13 protein-coding genes are annotated in these 17,484 nt (G+C 62.3%); 5 read left to right on the top strand and 8 right to left on the bottom strand.

The annotated features are described in order from the left end of the window. Positions 1–56: 56 nt before the first annotated feature. Together I6E04_RS04945 and I6E04_RS04940 are read right to left on the bottom strand one after the other, a co-directional pair. Positions 57–773, bottom strand: coding sequence for a hypothetical protein (locus I6E04_RS04945; RefSeq protein ID WP_235422058.1), 717 nt, complete (start codon positions 771–773; stop codon positions 57–59). A 203-nt stretch (positions 774–976) separates the two neighbouring features. Further along, a complete protein-coding gene (locus I6E04_RS04940) occupies positions 977–1,630 on the bottom strand; it encodes a YczE/YyaS/YitT family protein (protein ID WP_235422057.1) in 654 nt (217 codons plus the stop codon). A 132-nt stretch (positions 1,631–1,762) separates the two neighbouring features. Between I6E04_RS04940 and I6E04_RS04935 the strand changes: the two genes are divergently transcribed. Then, positions 1,763–2,203 carry an Rrf2 family transcriptional regulator gene (locus tag I6E04_RS04935; RefSeq protein WP_235422056.1) on the top strand — a complete coding sequence of 147 codons (441 nt, stop codon included), beginning with the start codon at positions 1,763–1,765 and terminating at the stop codon, positions 2,201–2,203. Between the two features lie 223 nt (positions 2,204–2,426). After that, the gene (locus tag I6E04_RS04930; RefSeq protein WP_235422055.1) at positions 2,427–2,948 is read left to right on the top strand and encodes a nitroreductase; all 522 of its coding nucleotides are present in this window, start codon (positions 2,427–2,429) and stop codon (positions 2,946–2,948) included. A 336-nt stretch (positions 2,949–3,284) separates the two neighbouring features. Here I6E04_RS04930 and I6E04_RS04925 read toward each other — a convergent pair whose 3' ends face one another. Then, complete coding sequence (locus I6E04_RS04925; RefSeq protein WP_235422054.1) at positions 3,285–4,436, bottom strand: aldo/keto reductase; 1,152 nt, start codon at positions 4,434–4,436, stop codon at positions 3,285–3,287. Between the two features lie 145 nt (positions 4,437–4,581). Between I6E04_RS04925 and I6E04_RS04920 the strand changes: the two genes are divergently transcribed. From I6E04_RS04920 to I6E04_RS04910, 3 genes are all read left to right on the top strand, one after another. Next, positions 4,582–4,848, top strand: a complete 267-nt coding sequence (locus tag I6E04_RS04920; RefSeq protein WP_235422053.1) for an autorepressor SdpR family transcription factor — start codon at positions 4,582–4,584, stop codon at positions 4,846–4,848. Between the two features lie 2 nt (positions 4,849–4,850). Beyond that, positions 4,851–5,537, top strand: coding sequence for an SdpI family protein (locus tag I6E04_RS04915; protein WP_235422052.1), 687 nt, complete (start codon positions 4,851–4,853; stop codon positions 5,535–5,537). 119 nt (positions 5,538–5,656) lie between these two features. Next, positions 5,657–6,310: an MBL fold metallo-hydrolase gene (locus tag I6E04_RS04910; protein ID WP_235422051.1), complete on the top strand. Its 654-nt coding sequence runs from the start codon at positions 5,657–5,659 to the stop codon at positions 6,308–6,310. A gap of 152 nt (positions 6,311–6,462) precedes the next feature. Here I6E04_RS04910 and I6E04_RS04905 read toward each other — a convergent pair whose 3' ends face one another. The 5 genes from I6E04_RS04905 to I6E04_RS04885 form a co-directional block, all read right to left on the bottom strand. Then, the gene (locus I6E04_RS04905; RefSeq protein ID WP_268830341.1) at positions 6,463–9,651 is read right to left on the bottom strand and encodes a vitamin B12-dependent ribonucleotide reductase; all 3,189 of its coding nucleotides are present in this window, start codon (positions 9,649–9,651) and stop codon (positions 6,463–6,465) included. Positions 9,652–9,976: 325 nt separating this feature from the next. After that, the gene (locus tag I6E04_RS04900; RefSeq protein WP_235422049.1) at positions 9,977–10,951 is read right to left on the bottom strand and encodes a class C sortase; all 975 of its coding nucleotides are present in this window, start codon (positions 10,949–10,951) and stop codon (positions 9,977–9,979) included. Then, the gene (locus tag I6E04_RS04895; RefSeq protein WP_328225436.1) at positions 10,932–12,182 is read right to left on the bottom strand and encodes a class C sortase; all 1,251 of its coding nucleotides are present in this window, start codon (positions 12,180–12,182) and stop codon (positions 10,932–10,934) included. Before I6E04_RS04895 ends, I6E04_RS04900 begins: the two co-directional genes overlap by 20 nt. Before the next feature lie 354 nt (positions 12,183–12,536). Continuing rightward, positions 12,537–13,931 carry a SpaH/EbpB family LPXTG-anchored major pilin gene (locus tag I6E04_RS04890; RefSeq protein ID WP_235422047.1) on the bottom strand — a complete coding sequence of 465 codons (1,395 nt, stop codon included), beginning with the start codon at positions 13,929–13,931 and terminating at the stop codon, positions 12,537–12,539. Between the two features lie 386 nt (positions 13,932–14,317). Continuing rightward, a complete protein-coding gene (locus I6E04_RS04885) occupies positions 14,318–17,476 on the bottom strand; it encodes a DUF7601 domain-containing protein (protein WP_235422046.1) in 3,159 nt (1,052 codons plus the stop codon). Between the last annotated feature and the right edge of the window lie 8 nt (positions 17,477–17,484).

Here is a 17,484-nt window from a genome sequence, read left to right as displayed (position 1 = left end):
GGGACAGGCACTTTTTTCCCACCGACGTGGGAAAAAAGTGCCTGTCCCTATTTTCCCTAGCCCATGAGCGACCCGTTGAAATGGATGATGGCGGCCAGCATGGACACGAGACCGCAGCCGAACGCAACGGTGCCTGCGACCATGAGCACCTTGGTCCACCGCGGTGCGGGACGCCGCCGCGAGCCGAGCAGCGCGCCGACGATACTCGCGGCAAGGCCCGCACCCATCACGGTCATGCCGGCACCCTCCCACCGCGCCAGCGCGGCATAGTTCTCGGGTGCGACGTTCACCAGGTGATAGCTATGCAGAGCGGACGGGTCGCCCGAGGCGATCATCAGCACGCCCGGCACGACCGTGACGGCGCAGCAGATCACGGCGACCACGACACCAAGCCCCCTGACGAGCGTCCGCGAGGAACCCTCGGATTCACGCGAATCGCCGCCGGCACCCGCAAACGAGAATAGCGACCCGTTGAAATGCATGATCGCGCCGAACGTCAGGACAAGCCCCGCCACGAGCAGTGCGATGCCGACGATGGAGAGCCATTCCGGCATCCCCGTCGCGGGAACGAGCAGCGCGCAGCCGATACCGCACACCAACATGCCGGCACCCGACCAACGGGCAAGCGAGGGCATCTTCACGGGTGGCGTCGCGGCGTAATGATAGCTATGCATGATGCGGGCGTTGCCCGTCACGAGCATGTACACCCCGCACGTACCGACCAGCAATCCGACCAGTAAACAGGTGATAAAGCCGCCCGTCTGCGCGTCCATGGCACGCCTCCTTGGAGCCGAACCGACACCTCGTTTTCGAGGATTGCGTCATGATAGCGCGGGCGGTGCAGGATGCAAGGCCCTCTCGCCCGCACCGCCGAACGGACGCCGCGCGGCGGCAAACGGCGCCGGTGGGAAAAAAGTGCCTGTCCCCATTTTCCCGCCGGGGAAAATGGGGACAGGCACCGATTTCCCACCTGTCGCTAGATGCCCAGCGCGCGGATGGGGGCTGCGGTCTTGGGCAGCCAGAACTGCACGAGCGGACCGGTGCAAAATGCGGCGACCACGGTACCCACGCCCACGGTGCCACCCAACACGAAGCCCGCGGCCACGAAGAACAGGTCGCAGCCCACGCGCACCCAGCGAAACTCAATCTTCTCCAGCTTGTCGGACAGGATGATGGCGACGAGATCGTTGGGGCCGGTGCCCGCGTTGCTGTTGATGACGATCGACATGCCGAGGGCGAGCACCACGCAGCCCACGAGCATGCTGATGACGCGCAGCGCCATGGGGGAGGTCTCGTTGATGGCGCCCTGCAGCATCCAGGTGAACAGGTCGATGATGGGACCGCCGCAAAACGCGCAGACCACGGTGCCCGGCTTGACGTAGCCCTTGGTGGTAAGCAGCATGAGTACCATGAGGATGCACAGCACGATCACGTGGACCGTGCCGACCGTCAGGTGGAAGACGCACGACAGACCCTGGATGAATACCGTGAAGGTATCAGTGCCGAGCGCCGACTGCAAGAACAACGTGACGCCCAGGTGCGCCACCGTCAGGCCGATCAGCAGGATGATCAGGGCCTTTGCCCAATCGCCCAAACTCCGCCCGGACGTATCGCTCGCAAACTGCGCCATCGCGCCTCCCCTCTCCATGGAATCTTTGATACTAAAGCAAACGACTCCCTGACGGAACAGGATAAGCGCGAAGATGGACGCAAAGATGTGAAAACGTATCTGATGTTTTTCACGCTAACGAAAGGAGCCGTCATGCAGATTTCAACCCGCTTCAGCATGGCCGTCCACACGCTACTCGTCATCGGTTACTTCGCACCGGAGCAACGCGCAACCTCGACGTTTATCGCCAAGAGCGTGAACGCCAACCCCGTGGTCATCCGTCGTGTCCTCGGGCAGCTCAAAGATGCCGGGCTCGTGGAAGTCGAGATGGGCCTCGGTGGAGCGACCTTGGCGCGCGACGCCGAGCAGATCACGCTACTCGACGTGTATCGCGCGGTCGAGAGCAGCGAGGAGCACCTGTTCAACTTCCACGAGGACCCGAATCCCGCCTGCCCCGTCGGTCGCAACATCCATGCCGCGCTCGATGGCGAGCTTGATGCGGCGCAGGCCGCGCTTGAGAATCGCCTCGCGCAGACCACCCTCGCCGACCTGCTCGATCGCGTCGGCACACTTGTCGCCGAGCAGGACGTGTGAATAAACACGATTTCACGTTCCTGATTTGTACCCATGGGTTTGTTTCAGTTACGGGCACCTACGCGAGACAAACCCATGGGTGAAATTTGCGGCTGGCTCTACCCTGGCGTGTTTTCATATCCGGCAACCGGCGTGAAAGCGCCTGAGGGGCTTTCACGCCGGGCGGCATTTCGTGTCCAGATGGGTACAAACCTCCATGACCGTACACGACGAAGGAGGCCGCATGAACACTCTCGAAGCCCTGAACACCCGCCGCAGCGTCCGCGCCTACAAACCCGACGCCGTGCCCACCGAGGCCCTCGACAAGATCCTCGAGGCCGGTACCTACGCGCCGACCGGCATGGGACGCCAATCTCCCATCATCGTCGCCATCACCAACAAAGAGGTCCGCGACCGGCTCTCCGCCCTCAACGCCAAGATCATGGGCGTCGACACCGACCCGTTCTACGGCGCACCGGTCGTGCTCGTCGTACTCGCGCGCAAGGACATCCCCACCCATGTCTACGACGGCAGTCTCGTGATGGGCAACCTCATGAATGCCGCCCATGAGCTGGGTCTTGCCAGCTGCTGGATCCATCGCGCCAAGGAGGAGTTCGAACTGCCCGAGGGCCACGAGCTGCTGGCCACGCTCGGCCTGGACGCTGACGACTATGAGGGCATCGGCCACTGCATCTTGGGCTACGCCGACGGAGACGAACCCGCACCCAAGCCGCGCAAGGAGGACTACGTCTACCGCATCGCATAAGCCCGCGACCGTTCGTGTCGCAAGATTTGGTCACGAGAGGACGATAACTGTCCATTCCAGCAATTAATGAACACCCTGTCTGGCTGTCTGCGGGGTATCCACCTTCCTTCAAGGCGAGATTGGGACAAGAAAACCGCAGGAACGAGAGGGCCTTCGCCGAATGACGCGGCGAAGGCCCTCTGTTTTGGACTCCGCGGGGCTCCAGATGGACCGTCGCACAGCCCCTCGCTGACAATTATCGTCGTCTCGTGACCACATCGACGAAAACGAACGGCCGAAGGCGGCCGTGCCGACTTTGGCACCCCAGGAGACGCTGCCGTAGCCCGCGCCGTCTCCCTAGCAGCCGAACAGCTCTGCCGCACGGGCCATCTTGTCCGCGATCTTGACCCCGAACGGACAGCGGCTCTCGCATGCCCGGCAGGCCACGCACGAAGCCGCCGTCGCGCCCAGCGCACGATAGTGCTCGCGCAGGGAATCCGGCACATCGTCATACATCGTCGCCAGGTCGTAGAACTTGTTGACCGTCGCGATGTCGATTCCGCTCGGACACGGGGCGCAGTGGCCGCAATACGTGCACTGCCCCACGTAGGCGTGGCGCGGCGCACCGGCGAGCACGCGCACGTAGTCGCGCTCGTCGGCCGAGGCGGTCTCGTACGCAACGGCCTCGTCCACATGCTCGGGCGTGGTGAAGCCCACCATCACGCTCGCCACCGCGGGCCTGGTGAGCGCATACTCCAGGCACTGCACCGGCGTGAGCGCCACACCGAACGGCGAGGTCTTCGCATCGAACAGGCGCCCGCCCATGTAGCCCTTCATGACCGTGATGCCCGTGCCCGTCTGCTCGCACAGCGCATAGAGCTCCGCGCGCTCCGGCGTCATGCCGTCGACCGCGCTTTGCTCACCCGCCTCGCCGAACAGGTCGTCCAGGTTCTCGGTCGCCGGCATCATGTCAAAGGCCGGGTTCACGGAAAACAGGATCATCTCGATCGCAGGCTCGGCCGCGGCGAGCTTTGCCACCTGCGGGTTGTGCGTCGACAGGCCCACATGGCGCACCGTTGCCGAACCCTGCAGCTCGCGCACGTACTCCATGAACGGACCGGCCATGATCTGCTCGAACTCCGCGACCTGGTCCACATAGTGGATCATGCCGAGGTCCATATAGTCGGTGTGGAAGCGCGCGAGCAGATCCTCGAACGCCGGCTTGACGTGCACCAGATCGCGCGTGCGCACGTACTGCTCGCCCTGCCAGGTCGACCCGAGATGCCCCTGGATCACCCAACGTTCGCGCAGGTCGAGGTCGCGCAGGGCGTCACCCAGATTGGAGCGGCGCACAGGATCGGGCATCCATACGTCCAGGATGTTGATACCGGCATCGTGCGCGCGCTCGACCACCGCCCGCGTCGCCTCCGGCGTGCCGTCCATCCACTCGCCGCCGAATCCGATCTCGCTGACCTGCAGCCCGGTCTTTCCCAGCTCGCGATAGCGCATGGTTCCTCCTGACAACGTATAACCGCCTACATGGCACCGTTCCAGCGTATCAGTCGACATCGCCCGTAGGCAAGCGGACCTTTCCAAAATAGTTAGATACTTATCGAACTATTAGGGGTATACTGCACGGCGAGAGGAGGACACGATGACAGGTGACGGATTCAAGGCACTCTCCGACCCCACGCGGCGCAAGATCCTCGAACTGCTGGGCTCGGGCGACCTCACGGCCGGCGAGCTCGGCGAGCATTTCGACATGACCAAGGCGACCCTCTCGCACCACCTGGACGTGCTGCGCGAGGCGGGCCTCGTCAGCTCCGAGCGCCACGGCCGCAACATCGTGTACAGCCTCGAGACGACGGTTCTACAGGACATCATCGCGTGGTTCTACAACATCACGGACAAGGAGAACTGACCATGAAACGCAACCTTTCGGCGGGCGAGCGCGCCGTCTGGATCGCCATCGCGCTCATCGCGGTCGGCAACCTCGCGGCATTCCTCTGCCTGCTGCCCGCCATGCCCGACCAGCTCCCCAGCCATTGGGGCATCACGGGGGAAATCGACAAATGGAGCAGCAAGGAGAGCCAGATCGTCTTGGCGGCCCTGCCGCTTGCGATGTTCGCGCTCTTCCTCGTCATCCCGCGCATCGACCCCAAGGGGCGCAACTTCGACCGCTTCGCCGGCATCTATCGGACGTTTTCCGCAGCGCTCGTCATCTTCATGGTCGGCATGACCTGGATGGGACCGCTCACCGCATGGGGGCTTCTCTCGAGCGAGAAGAGTCCGGTGAGCGCGTTCGTTCTCGGCTTCCTCGGGCTTCTGCTCATCGGACTCGGCAACTACCTGCCGCGCGTCAAGCCCAACTACACCTTCGGCATCCGCACGCCGTGGACGATCGCCAACGAGGAGGTCTGGCGGCGCACCCATCGCATGTCGGGCCCGCTGTTCATCGTCGCCGGCATCGCGACCCTCGTCTCGGCGTTCATCGCCCTGACGGCGCCCGAGGTGTCGTTCGCGATCATGCTCGTGGCGATCCTCGGCGTGACCGCCATCGCCGGCGTGTATTCCTACGTCATCTGGAAAAAGCTCGCGCCCATCGAGTAGCCGTCGGGGATGCGCGCAACTCAAAGGGACACTGCCCGCCGGCTGACCTCGCGAAGGAATGGGTACCATGGTGTACGAGCGTCGTTGCTCGACCCTTCGTCCAGAAAGGACCGATGACCATGGCGAACACCTTCAACCTCGACCATATCGACGTACTCGTGCACAGCTGCATCCGCATCCAGAGCGAAGCGGGCACCGTCATCTACTTCGACCCGTTCAAGGTCGACACCGAGCCGCACGATGCCGACTATGTCCTCGTGACGCACGCCCACTACGACCACTTCTCGCCCGAGGACATCGCGCGCGTGGCCAAGGACGCCACCGAGCTCGTCGTGCCGGCGACCATGGAAGACGAGGCTCCCAAGGCCGCATGCGCCGCCGTCCACCTCATGCGGGCGGGTGAGCGCATCGAGCTTGCCGACATCTCCGTCGAGGCCGTTCCCGCCTACAACGTCGAGCCCGAGCGCCTCGGCTTCCACCCGCACGACAACGCCTGGATCGGCTACATCGTCACCGTCGACGGCACGCGCATCTACGTTGCGGGCGACACCGACCCCAACCCCGATACCCTGCAGGTTTCCTGCGATATCGCGCTCATCCCCATCGGCGGCACCTATACCATGGACCCGCACCAGGCCGCGGGCTTCATCAACACGATCCAGCCGCGCATCGTCATCCCCACCCATTACGGCTCCATCGTGGGCTCCATGGACGATCCGCACGCGTTCGCCGAGCTCGTGAACCCCGATATCGAAGTCGTCCTCAAGCTCTAACGACAACGCCCCATGGCGGACCCCGCCATGGGGCTCGGCGCCCTCTTCCGAGTGGGAATGAAAACGGCCCGGCGCGGCACCCGAAATCGACGCGACGAAACGAGCGTCAAGATCGGGAACCGCGCCGGGCCGGTCAGGCTGCAAAAGCCCTATCAGCTGCAGCCAGTGGTGGTGCCGCAGTCCATGCAGACCTTGCAGGTGCCGTTTTGCACCATGCGCGAGCTGCCGCAGTTGGGACACGTGCTGCCGTCGTACAGGCGCTCACCATGAATCGCGGTATCGTGCACCGCCTTGTTCACGAACGCCATGGTGTAGGCGTCCCCGCTGTCAAAGGCGCCGGTCTCCTCGAGTACCTCGTCCTGCTTGGCCGCGGTCAGACGGCTCAACTCCTCGTCGCTCACCGCGGGCTCGTCGTCGAACAGCGGGTCGGCAACCGCCGGAGCGGCCGCGGCGGGCGCGGGAACGGCACCCGCCACCTGCGCCCAGCCCTCGGGCTTGATCTGCACGCGCGTGAAGTCGCCGAGCTCGATATCGATGACCTTGGAGATCAGGTCCGAAATCGAATTGACGTACTTGATGTAGGGATGGCTCTGCACGAAGCCGTAGGGCTCGTACATCTGGCCACGCAGCATCTTGGAGATCCGCTCGGCGGGGATGCCGTACTGCAGCATGACCGAGATGGTCTTGGACAGCGAGTTGAGCAGGCCCATGATGGTCGTGCCCTCGCGGTCGGTGGTCACGAACAGCTCCGAGATCTCGCCGTCCTCGTTGCGGTTCACCGTGGTGTAGATCTTGACGCCGTCGATCTGCGCCAGATGCGTGTGGCCGCTGCGGATGCCCATGATGCGGCGGCGCTGCGCCGGGGCGCGCATGCTCGACAACTGCTGCTGCGCACCGCGCGCGTACTCGAGCAGCGCGGCATACGACAGGTCGCCCAGGTCCTTGTCGCCGGCGTCCTCGGTCAGCGAGTTGTTGAGTGGCTGGGCGTTCTTGGAACCGTCGCGGTACAGGGTGATGCCCTTGCAGCCCGTCTTCCACGCGAGCATGATGACATCCTTGAAGTCCTGCACCGTCGCGGAGTTCGGCAGGTTGACCGTCTTGGAAATGGCACCCGAGATGAGCGGCGTCATCGCGGCGACCATGAGCACGTGCCCGCGCGGGTCGATGTAGCGCTCGCCCGATCCGCACACGTTGGCGGTGTCGAACACAGCCAGGTCCTCGTCGCGCAGATGCGGAGCGCCCTCGATCTTACCGTCGACGATCATGCCGTCGTCATCGGTCGCCTGCACGTAGGCCAAGATCTCCTCGACCTCGTCCTCGGCATAACCCAAGTGGCGCAGGGCGTCGCCGATCACGGGATTCGCGATGGTCATGAAGCCGCCGCCGGAGAGCTTCTTGTAGATCATGTGGCTGAAGAACGGCTCGATGGACGTGGCCCCGCAATCCATGGCAAACGAGATGGTTCCCGTGGGCGCCATGACGCTCACCTGCGCGTTGCGGTATCCGTGCTCCTCGCCCAAACGCTCGGCGTCGCGCCACGCATCCACGAGCGCGTCGGCCAAACCGGATGCGCCCGTCTGCTCGAGCAGACCCAGATCGACCGCGGGCGGCTGCACCGTCAGGTTCTCGTACGCGTCGTCGCGCGCGCCCGCCACGCGGGCGTGGTTGCGGATCACGCGCGCCATGTGCCCCTTGTTGATCTCGTAGCAGTCGAACGGCCCCACCTTGGCGGCCATGAGGGCCGACACCGCGTAGCTGCGGCCCGTGAGCGTTCCCACGAGCGCAGCGCCCAATGCGCGCGCCTCGGGCGAATCGTAGGGCACGCCGCTCGCCATGAGCAGGCTCGCCAGGTTGGACAGGCCGAGACCCGTCGCGCGGAACCGGTAGGTGCGGCGCGCGATGTCACGCGTGGGGAACTGCCCCCACTCGATCGAGGCCTCGAGCGCCAGCTGCGCGATATCGATCGCATGCTCGTAGCCCTCGACATCGAAGGCGCCGGTCGCCGGATCGAGGAAGCGGTACACGTTGATGGAGCCCAGGTTGCAGCTCGAGTCGTCGAGGAACGCGTACTCACCGCACGGGTTCGTCGAGTTCAGTCGGTTGTACGGAGCTCCCACCTGACCGTCCTCGCCACCGGGGCACGTGTGCCACTCGTTGAACGTGTCGGAGAACTGCGGCGCGGGATCCGCGCAACGCCAGGCGCTCTCGTTGAACACGTCCCAGATATGGGCGACCGACACCTCGGTGTCCTTGGAGGGGTCCACGCGACCGCGCAGGCGGTAGGTGGCGTCCGGATCGGCATCGAGGTTGTCGACCTTCTGCATGAACTCGTTATCGATACGCAGGGAGTTGTTGGAGTTCTGGCCCGAGACGGTCGCGTAGGCCTCGCCGTTGATGTCGCCGTCGTAGCCCATCTTCATGAGGGCCAGCGCCTTGTCCTCCTCGCGCGCCTTCCAGGTGATGAACTTCTCGATATCCGGGTGGTTGATATCCAGGCACACCATCTTGGCGGCACGGCGGGTGGTGCCGCCGCTCTTGATGGCGTCGGCGTTGCGGTCCAAGCCGCGCAGGAAGCTCATGACGCCGGAAGACACGCCGCCGCCCGACAGGCGCTCGCCCTCGGCACGCAGCGCGGAGAAGTTGGAACCGGTGCCCGAGCCGCCCTTGAACAGCTTGGTCTCGGTCACGAACTCGTCGGAGATGGAATGGTCGCCGAGCAGCTTGTCCTCGACGCTCACGATGAAGCAGGCGCTCGCCTGCGTGCGCGTGTACTGGTCGGCCGACTCCACGACCTCGCCGGTTGCCGGGTCGACGTAGAACATGCCCTGGGGTTCGCCCTTGATGCCGTACGAGCGCTCGAGACCCGTGTTGAACCACTGCGGGGAGTTGGGCGCGAAACGCTGGTCCAAGATCATGTAGACGAGCTCGTCGTACAGGATCTGCGCCTGCTCGCCCTCCTCTACGAGCCCCTCCTCGATCAGCGCGGCGACCCAGAAGTCGACCATGCGGTGCGCGACCTGGCGCATCGAGGTCTCATGACCCGTCCCGGGCACGCCGGCGCGACGGAAGTACTTGGAGGCGATGATGTCCACGGCGTTTTGCGAATAGTGCTCGGGGAACTCCAGGTCGTGCATGTCGCACAGCACCTTGCCGGTCTTGTAGTCAGTCAGATGCACGTCTCGTTTTGCCCATGTGAACAGATCGTATACGGTCTTTCCGGCGTTTTCGGGCATATCGAGCTCGGCGGTGAAGCGTCGGCGGATCAACTCATCGATCGTGGCAAGCATATTCGATCCCTCATTCTCTTGAACACGCGTTTCGGACCTATGACAGCGTCGCATCCCGTGTAGACAGAATCTTGCCGGCGCATTCCTGCCGGCGGTTTTGATTCTAGCAAGATGACTATATGGGGATGTCAATATGTTGTACGTTTCTGTAAACGGTAACACTACATATAGTAGATTGATACCACCATTCGCTGCGGCGACCACCTTTTTCGCAGCTCGCGCCACCACAGGATGTAGACACCGCGCAGCATCGCGCGTCTTGTGCCCTCAACGACCCGTGAACGCACGGCTTCCCCCGCCCGTAGAAAAACCCCAGGGGTTATTTTGCACGGAGCCATGCAAAATAACCCCCGGGGTTTTTCTACGGACCGGGGGATCGCTATCTTCTGCGGCGGCGGCGGATCGTGTCCACGATAAGATACAGGCCGAGCGCCACGAGGATGCCGAGGCCAGCCAGCTTGAGCACGCCCTCGATCGTGAGCAGCGGCGAGGTACTTTCCAGGTCGGGCGTCAGCTGGGTCACGATGTCCTGGACGATCGAGCCCGTGGACGACTCCCCTTCCGCATCATCGACGCGCTCGCAGTACACGAGCAGACGATGCGCGTTTTGCCCGTACGGATGGCAGGTCAAAAGCGTCACCATGTCGCGTCCCGGCTGGATCGCCACCGCGTCGGTATCGTCGGGCAAAATCACCTCGAACCCCGTCACGCGATAGACCAGCGTGTCCCACGGCGTCGTCAGCGTGAGCGTGTCGCCCTCCTCGAGCTTCTCGATGTCGCGGAACATCGTAAGGCCCTGCCACACGCCGCGGTGGGCAGCGATGACCACGTTGGAATCCGTCTCGCCGAGCGGCATGGACGTACCGGCGACGACGGTGGCGCCCTGCGCCATATGGTCGAAGGAAGATCCGAGGTACAGCGGCAGCGTCACACCCATCGCCGGGATATCGAGCGAGCCGACGATGCCGTTGGGCAGCCCCAACTCGGCAAGCGAATCGTCATCGAAGGCGAACGGGTCGTTGATCGCGTCGCCCTCACCCTCGCGGACCTGCTCGTTGTAGGTTTTGAGCTGCTGATAGGTGGTATCGGCCGCCTTTTCGGCATCCGTCGCGTGTCCTACATCCGCCACGCCCTCGCCACCCGAGGTCGTGTCCGACGCCGTTTCGTCCGACGCGGCATCGGCATCCGCATCCTCCTCGCGCATGGACGCCAGCGCATCGTCGGTCTCCATCTGGGCCCGGATCGCCGAGACGGTCGGATACGCGAACAGGCCTATGCCGACCGCAAGCATCACGAGCCCGACGATCAGCGACGCGCGCCCACCGCGTGCACGGTTATCGGTCGCCCTTCGCACGGAAGTGCCTCCCTCCTTGCACGCCGCCCGTCTTAGGCGAGCGGTTCGAACGACCGGCGGCATTGGGCGGAGCGGCATGAAGCCCCAGCTTGCGCACGGGAGCGGCGCTGTGTCGCGAACCCGCATTCGTCGTCTTGTGGCGGACAGGACGCACCGGCTGCACACCAGCCGTACCACCGGCATACGGCTGCCGTGCACGACCCGTCACCGGCCTGACCCCTTGAGCGCCGCCAGAGACGCCGGGAGCCCCGGTCGTCCGCGAGGCAGAACGGACGGGCTGCTGCGCCCCATGCGGGACAGCACCGATAGGCCGCTGGATTGGATGCACGGAGCTCGTCGGCCGTGTCCCGATTATCTCCTGGCCCCCTTTGGGACTTTGCGACGCACGGGCAGCATGCGCCTTGCGCCAGCGCGTCACGCCCACATAACCGCCGATGATGAGAGCCGCGAGCAACAGGCCGAGCAGCACGCTCGGCAGCAGGGCCTTGTCGGGAGGATCGCTGTAGCCGGCCGGGAAGGTCTCGTCGTCGCCCTTCTCCAGCCACTCGTCCGGCACCTCGCAGCGCTCGGCATGCACGAGCAGGCGGTGCGTGTTCACGCCATAGGGCGTGCAGGTCACAAGCGTCACCAGGTCCTCGCCGGGCTGGATGACGAGCGATTCAGTCTCGTCGGGTAGCACGACCTCCGTCGAGGTCACGCGGTAGGCGTGGTCCTCGCCGAGCACGGTGATGATAAAGTAGTCGCCCACCTCGAGCTGATCCAGATTGTCGAAGATCTTGGAGGACGGCAGGCCGGTATGACCGGACAGCACGCAGTGCGTGGACTCGCCGCCGATAGGAACAGACGTCTCCTGCAGGTGTCCCACACCCTTTTGGAGCGCCTCGTCGGACGTTCCGTGGTAGACCGGCAGCTCCACATGGATCTTAGGGATGGTGATCGTGGCCATCACACCATCCCCGCCGAGGTTGAGCACGCGCTCGTACTCCTCGTCGGTCACCTGTTCCTGATCGGGGTCGAACGGGTCGGTGATGATCGTGCGGCTTCCCAGCAGCTTTTCGTTGTACTCGATCGCGAGCTCGCGCTCGGCTGAGAGGTCTTCTTCGTCGGTTGCTAAGACGGTTTCGGCCTGCGCATCAACGACATAGCCGTATTCCTTCTGGCTCAGCATATCGCTCACCATAGGATATGCCACGCACAATAATCCAACGATAAGCGCCAGAGCCGCGAGCACGCCGCCACGAAGGCGCGAGTTCGCTGCGCGCTGGGCTTGAGCGGATCCACTGGCGGTGTCACCTCCACCCGAGCCAGCACGATCCGGATGGAATCGCCCCCTTTGTTCGCGCGCCTCCGTCGCAGATACACCCGCTCGATTGCGACAACTGCCTCGTAAACCTCCTTGAGTTTTCGGATGAAGCGCCACGGGTTCCCTCAGTTGAGTCGTCGATCCCGCTCCTCCAGCACTCTTCTGGCTTCTTGGCACATCCGTCACCGGGCCAACCTTCCACTCTCATCGCAAGAAGCCCGGCCCTTCATGTACGAAAGGCCGGGCAAAACCGATCTGAGCTATACACTCATCTGCGTTCGATTAGTTCTCCTTGCGAGAACGAACGATGAACATCGCAGCGCCGGCAATCAAAACCACACCGGCGGCAGTCAGGGCAACCGTACCGGTTCCACCCGTCGTGGGGAGAACGGTGTTGTCCTTGGTGTTCACGATATCCAACGTGATAACGTTGTCGTCGTTGGCTCCGGAAACATTAACGGTCCACTCAGTAGTCGCAGCAGGCTTGTAGCCGGCGGGAGCCTTGGTCTCCGTGATGGTGATCTTGTCATTCGAGCCGAGCGCGGCAACGAGGTCAGTGAGGCCCTTATCACCAGACGTCACGGTCTTCTTGGAGCCATCCGGGAAGGTGATTTCAAACTCCGCACCGGGAAGCAGCGTATCGTCGTCGCCCTTCTTGACGATCTGAAGGGCATAGAAATCGGCAGTGTCCTCGTCGGTGACCGTACCGGTGTAGTCCTCAGTCACCGAGTCCTTATCGAACGTCAGGGTCGCATCGTTCAAAACGGCATCGACGGCGGCAGCGGTTGCGTCAACCTTAACGGAATAGGTAATGTCGACGGTTCCGGCAGCAGCAGCCTTCGCAAGGCCCGCCGGGGTAAACGTCACCGTGATCAGGCCGTTCTCATACGTCACGCTATAGTCGGTCGTGCGCTCGAGACCATCAATGGCCACACTGTCGGCAGTAAGGGAGCCGAGATCGAAATAGGTGTCCACAAGCTGGTCGGTCACCGTAAAGGTACGGCCCTCGTAATCCGCATAGGTAGGAACCGTCACGGTGATCTTAAAGTCAGCGGTATCGCCGAAGCTCAGCGTATTGATGTAGTGGCCGTAATCGGCGTCGCCCTCTTTGACGACTTTCTCGAGATCCGTGGTCGAGACCTTGAGCGTCACCTCGCCGCCGTCAAAGACATCCGCGCTGTCAAACGAACCGTTGCCGTTGGAGTCGACAGGCTTGACCGAAAGGATCATGTTCTGATAAACGCGAGTGGAATCCTCGTCGTTCGTTACCTTGATCACATACACGCCGGCGGAAAGCCCATCGATATTAGCCGTACCGTCCGAAGCCTCGCCGGACGTACCTGCCGCCTCAAAACCGGATGCTGCAAGCGCGATATCGTTCGCAAGCTCCTGATCGATGGCATTGGTCAGATCGCTACCGGAATTCAGGTTGATGATACCGTCGACGTCGTCAACAGGATCGACCCACGAATACGTGACAGTTCCATCGGTCCCCAGATCCGCAGTGGCAACCTGGTACGCGGTGACAATGTCACCGTCAGTCAGGCCGTTAACCGTCACGCTTCCGGAACCGGGCACCGACGCACCAAACGCCATGCCGGGCAGCGCGGCCAACGTTGCACCGGCAAGAGCACCGGTTGCGAACAGGCGCCCGAAGCTCCTCTTCGTCTTAACCATGAGCATCATTCCTCCTTCTCGCCGCTGTATGCAGCATCTGCTCACTTGCAAGCGTTCCTATAACCATCGGGCGATCAACACACCCGAAAGCTAACGATCCAGCGCGCCGCACCGCAGGTACGGCGCGCGAAAGGTCGTGCCGGGCAAGCTGGGGTCGGGTCAGCTCGCCCGGATGCCGCGCGTACGCGGCGCCGAGGGCCCAGGTCGGGATAGGCCCTCGGGGGCGGCGCGAACCTCGCGCCGCAGCGGGCAGGTCGGATGTGCCCGCATCCGCAGCAGGTCGGGAAGCTGCGGGTTATATCAGGACCGGTAAAGGCAGACCGGTCGTGATACCGAAAGGCCGGACCGTCCGTCGCAGTGCGGACGGCCGCACGTCATAGCCAGCGCTAGCGCTTGAGCTTGAGGCGAAGCGCCAGGTAGCAACCGGCGACGACAACCGTCGCCACACCGGCGGTGGACATCAGCAGCGTGCCGGAAGACCCCGTGGTGGGGAGCTCCGCGATTGCAAGATCGGTGATGGTGTAGGTAGCCACGCCGTTCTCGACGTTCTCGATACTGGTTTCATTAATCGTGAAAGTACGATCCTCACCGATGACGAGCGTCGCGGGCTCGGCCAGCTGATAGCCGGCAGGCGCCTTCGTCTCGACGATGAAGTACGTGCCGGGCTTGAGCCCGTAGAACGAGGCGATCGCACGATCGGGATTATCGCCGTTCAGCTTCGTGGCGAAACCGTCTTTGGTGAGCGTGTCACCGGTCATGTCGGCGGTGCCGTACACGGGCGAAGCGACCTCGGTATCGGTCTCGGCGTCATACGTGCCATCGTCATCCTTGTCAACGAACAGCGTGAAGTACGCGTTCTCGAGCGGGTCTCCGGATTCGTCCTCCTTCTGGATGACCAGGCCGAGCGGCTCGTAGCTGTTGGTGAAGTTGACCAGGAACTCGCCAATTAAGGTGCGACTCGATACAGCAGAGCCATCCGCAATCCAATCGTATCCATCAAAGGTTCCGAGCAGGGCATTTTCGCCCCACTGGCCCTCGGATCCATCGCGCGTGGCCTGATACACCTTGAGATGCATCACATCGCGACTTTCGTCATCCTGAACTTTCTCAGCGACGAACTGGATGCGATACTGCGTGGTGTCGAAGTCGTACTCAGACTCGCTCTTATGCTCGCCATTGTAATTCTCGTTTAGGCCTACCTCGGAAATCACGTACTCGTAGACCAAGCCATCATCATCCTTGGTAAAGGTCATGCCACCCAAGAAGGCGAAAGCGTCGCTTTGCACGCCCGCGTTTGCAGTTTCTTCGCCGTTCGTGACTGTGACCGTCGTATCGCTCAGGCCAGCCTTCTCAGCCGCCTGCTCGGCAGAAACCGCGTTGTCGCCTGTACCGGTTGCCTGAGCGTCGATCTGGAACTTGAACATATCGGCTTCGAGCGCAAGGCCGTTGAGCGTCTTGGTGATACCGATCGTCCCCGGAAGAGCGGTCACGGGCACGACTTGGTACGCGTTGATCACGTGAGCGATATAGGAGATCTGATCACCGTCGCTATGCTCGATCGTCACGGTCACAGGCTCAGTTGACGGCTCCGTCTTATCTGTGCCCACCTGGACGGCATACTTCGGATCCTTGAACTCATCGCTCGTAAACGGAGTTCCATCTGCGTTGACCTCTTCGACCTTGAAGGTGGCACCCAAGGCAACGTCAAGGATGACGATCTCCTGGTTTGCTTTGAGTTCGATGATGCCGCTCTCCGGCATGGCCTGGGTCTCACCCACGCCCTCACCGATGGTGCGCACGTAATACTGTGCACCCGTCACCGCGTTACCGTCGGCATCGGTCACCTTGATGCAGAATGTATCATCAGGAGTCGAGTTGTCTTCCATGTGCTTCTGGATGGAGAAAGAATACTTGTCCTTCGCCGTAAACCTGTTGCGCACGACCATACGCGCACTTCTATCCACGCGGACAGGCTTCGACTTACCGATTAAGCTGGGATCGGTCTGCTCATCTCCGGAATCATCAATAAGATCCGTATTCTGGAGATCGAACTCATAATCATTCGAATAGCCGTCGGCACCCGTCTCGGTCACCTTGTACCAGGTGTTGGCGCGGATTTTATGGGCCTCAGCGTCTCCCTCGTGCTGCACGGCTCCCGTCAGCTGTGCAACCTGATCATGCTTCAGCGTAAAGGTGCCGTCTTCGTTGGTTTGCCCAGTAACTTGCACGCCATTCTCGTCATAAATCGGGTTTCCGTCCAAATCGAAGAGCTTGTACTCGCCGACGTAGGTCGACCAGGAACCGTTCTCGGAATCGGCGGTCTCGACCTTCATGGTGAACTCGGCGTTTACGAAGTCAGCGGTGTTGGTATCGGTGACCTGCTTGCCTACCTCGATCGTGCCATCGGGTACAGTCGGCATGTTGAAGCGGATACGGCAATTGGAACCGCCATCGCCGCGCTCCAAGTAGTAGAACTTGATGGTGTGCGTGCTGTAGTCGGATCCGTCCCACTCTTCACCAGCAGCTTCGAAGATATTGGCGATGTTTTCGGTGCCGATCGCTTGACCATTGTCTGTCGCGTTGACGGTCACCTCGCCGGTGGCAAAGTTGATCGAACCGTTATAGGCATCATGGATGCCACCGAGGTCGAGCACGAGCACGTCGTCGATGAAGACCCACACATCGTCATCGCCTGTGAAGTCGAAAATCATGTCAGAACCGTTGACCTGACCGTCCTTGGGCATATAGAACGTCTTGGTGAAATCCATGCCAAAGGAGTAGTTCACATCATCGTTGACGTCGTAACCGGTTGCCGCGGGGTCAGACTGATGCCAACGGCCGTTGCTGTCGAAATAACCCCATTGATATCGTCTGTTGACCCGACGCCACTGCAGAGGGTTACCACTGCTATCGTACGTGCTCACATCTCTCGTCAAGCTGTTGAACGGCAGGAACTGCGGCAGCGAAGGAGCAATGCTGCCGTTATCGCCATACTCGGAGTAACGCGGGTAATCCAAGCGCACAAACGAGTTGCTGCCCTCATCGTAATACGCGTAATTCTCGCTACTATCGTAGACGTAGTAGCCTTCTTCATCCAAGCGGAACAGACCGGTCACGTTGTCGAAACTCGTGACGCCCCGAGCCTCACCCTCGGTTTTCGACTTGAACAGATAGTCCAAGCTCTCCCCACCATATCGGTCTGCAAGGCGCGGGTACCCATTTTCGCCAATCGTGCTAGCAACGATACCCTGATATACGCCGCCGCCGCTGCCGGTCCAGGCATTGATATTCTCCCCAGCCTGACCGTCGACACTGCCGAATTTCAGAGCATGCCCCTCGTTGATGTCAGGGTTCTCCCTGCTGTAATCGTGCAGGTTGATCGTCATGTCGCTGCCGTCGCCCTCGGCCGCCCAAGCGTACTCGGCCACACCGGGCGCGATGAGCATGCCGCATGCCACCGCAGCGGTCACCGCAGCGGCGCGCAGCCAGGACAGGCCGCGACGGCAATGTGAGCCAAAGGTTCCGTGCGCTCGTTTGTGTTCCATATCGAACC

Source organism: Collinsella tanakaei (assembly GCF_021531055.1).
Classification (GTDB): Bacteria; Actinomycetota; Coriobacteriia; order Coriobacteriales; family Coriobacteriaceae; genus Collinsella; species Collinsella tanakaei_B.
Note: the sequence above shows the minus strand (reverse complement) of the source record. Positions and strands in the feature narration are given on the sequence as shown.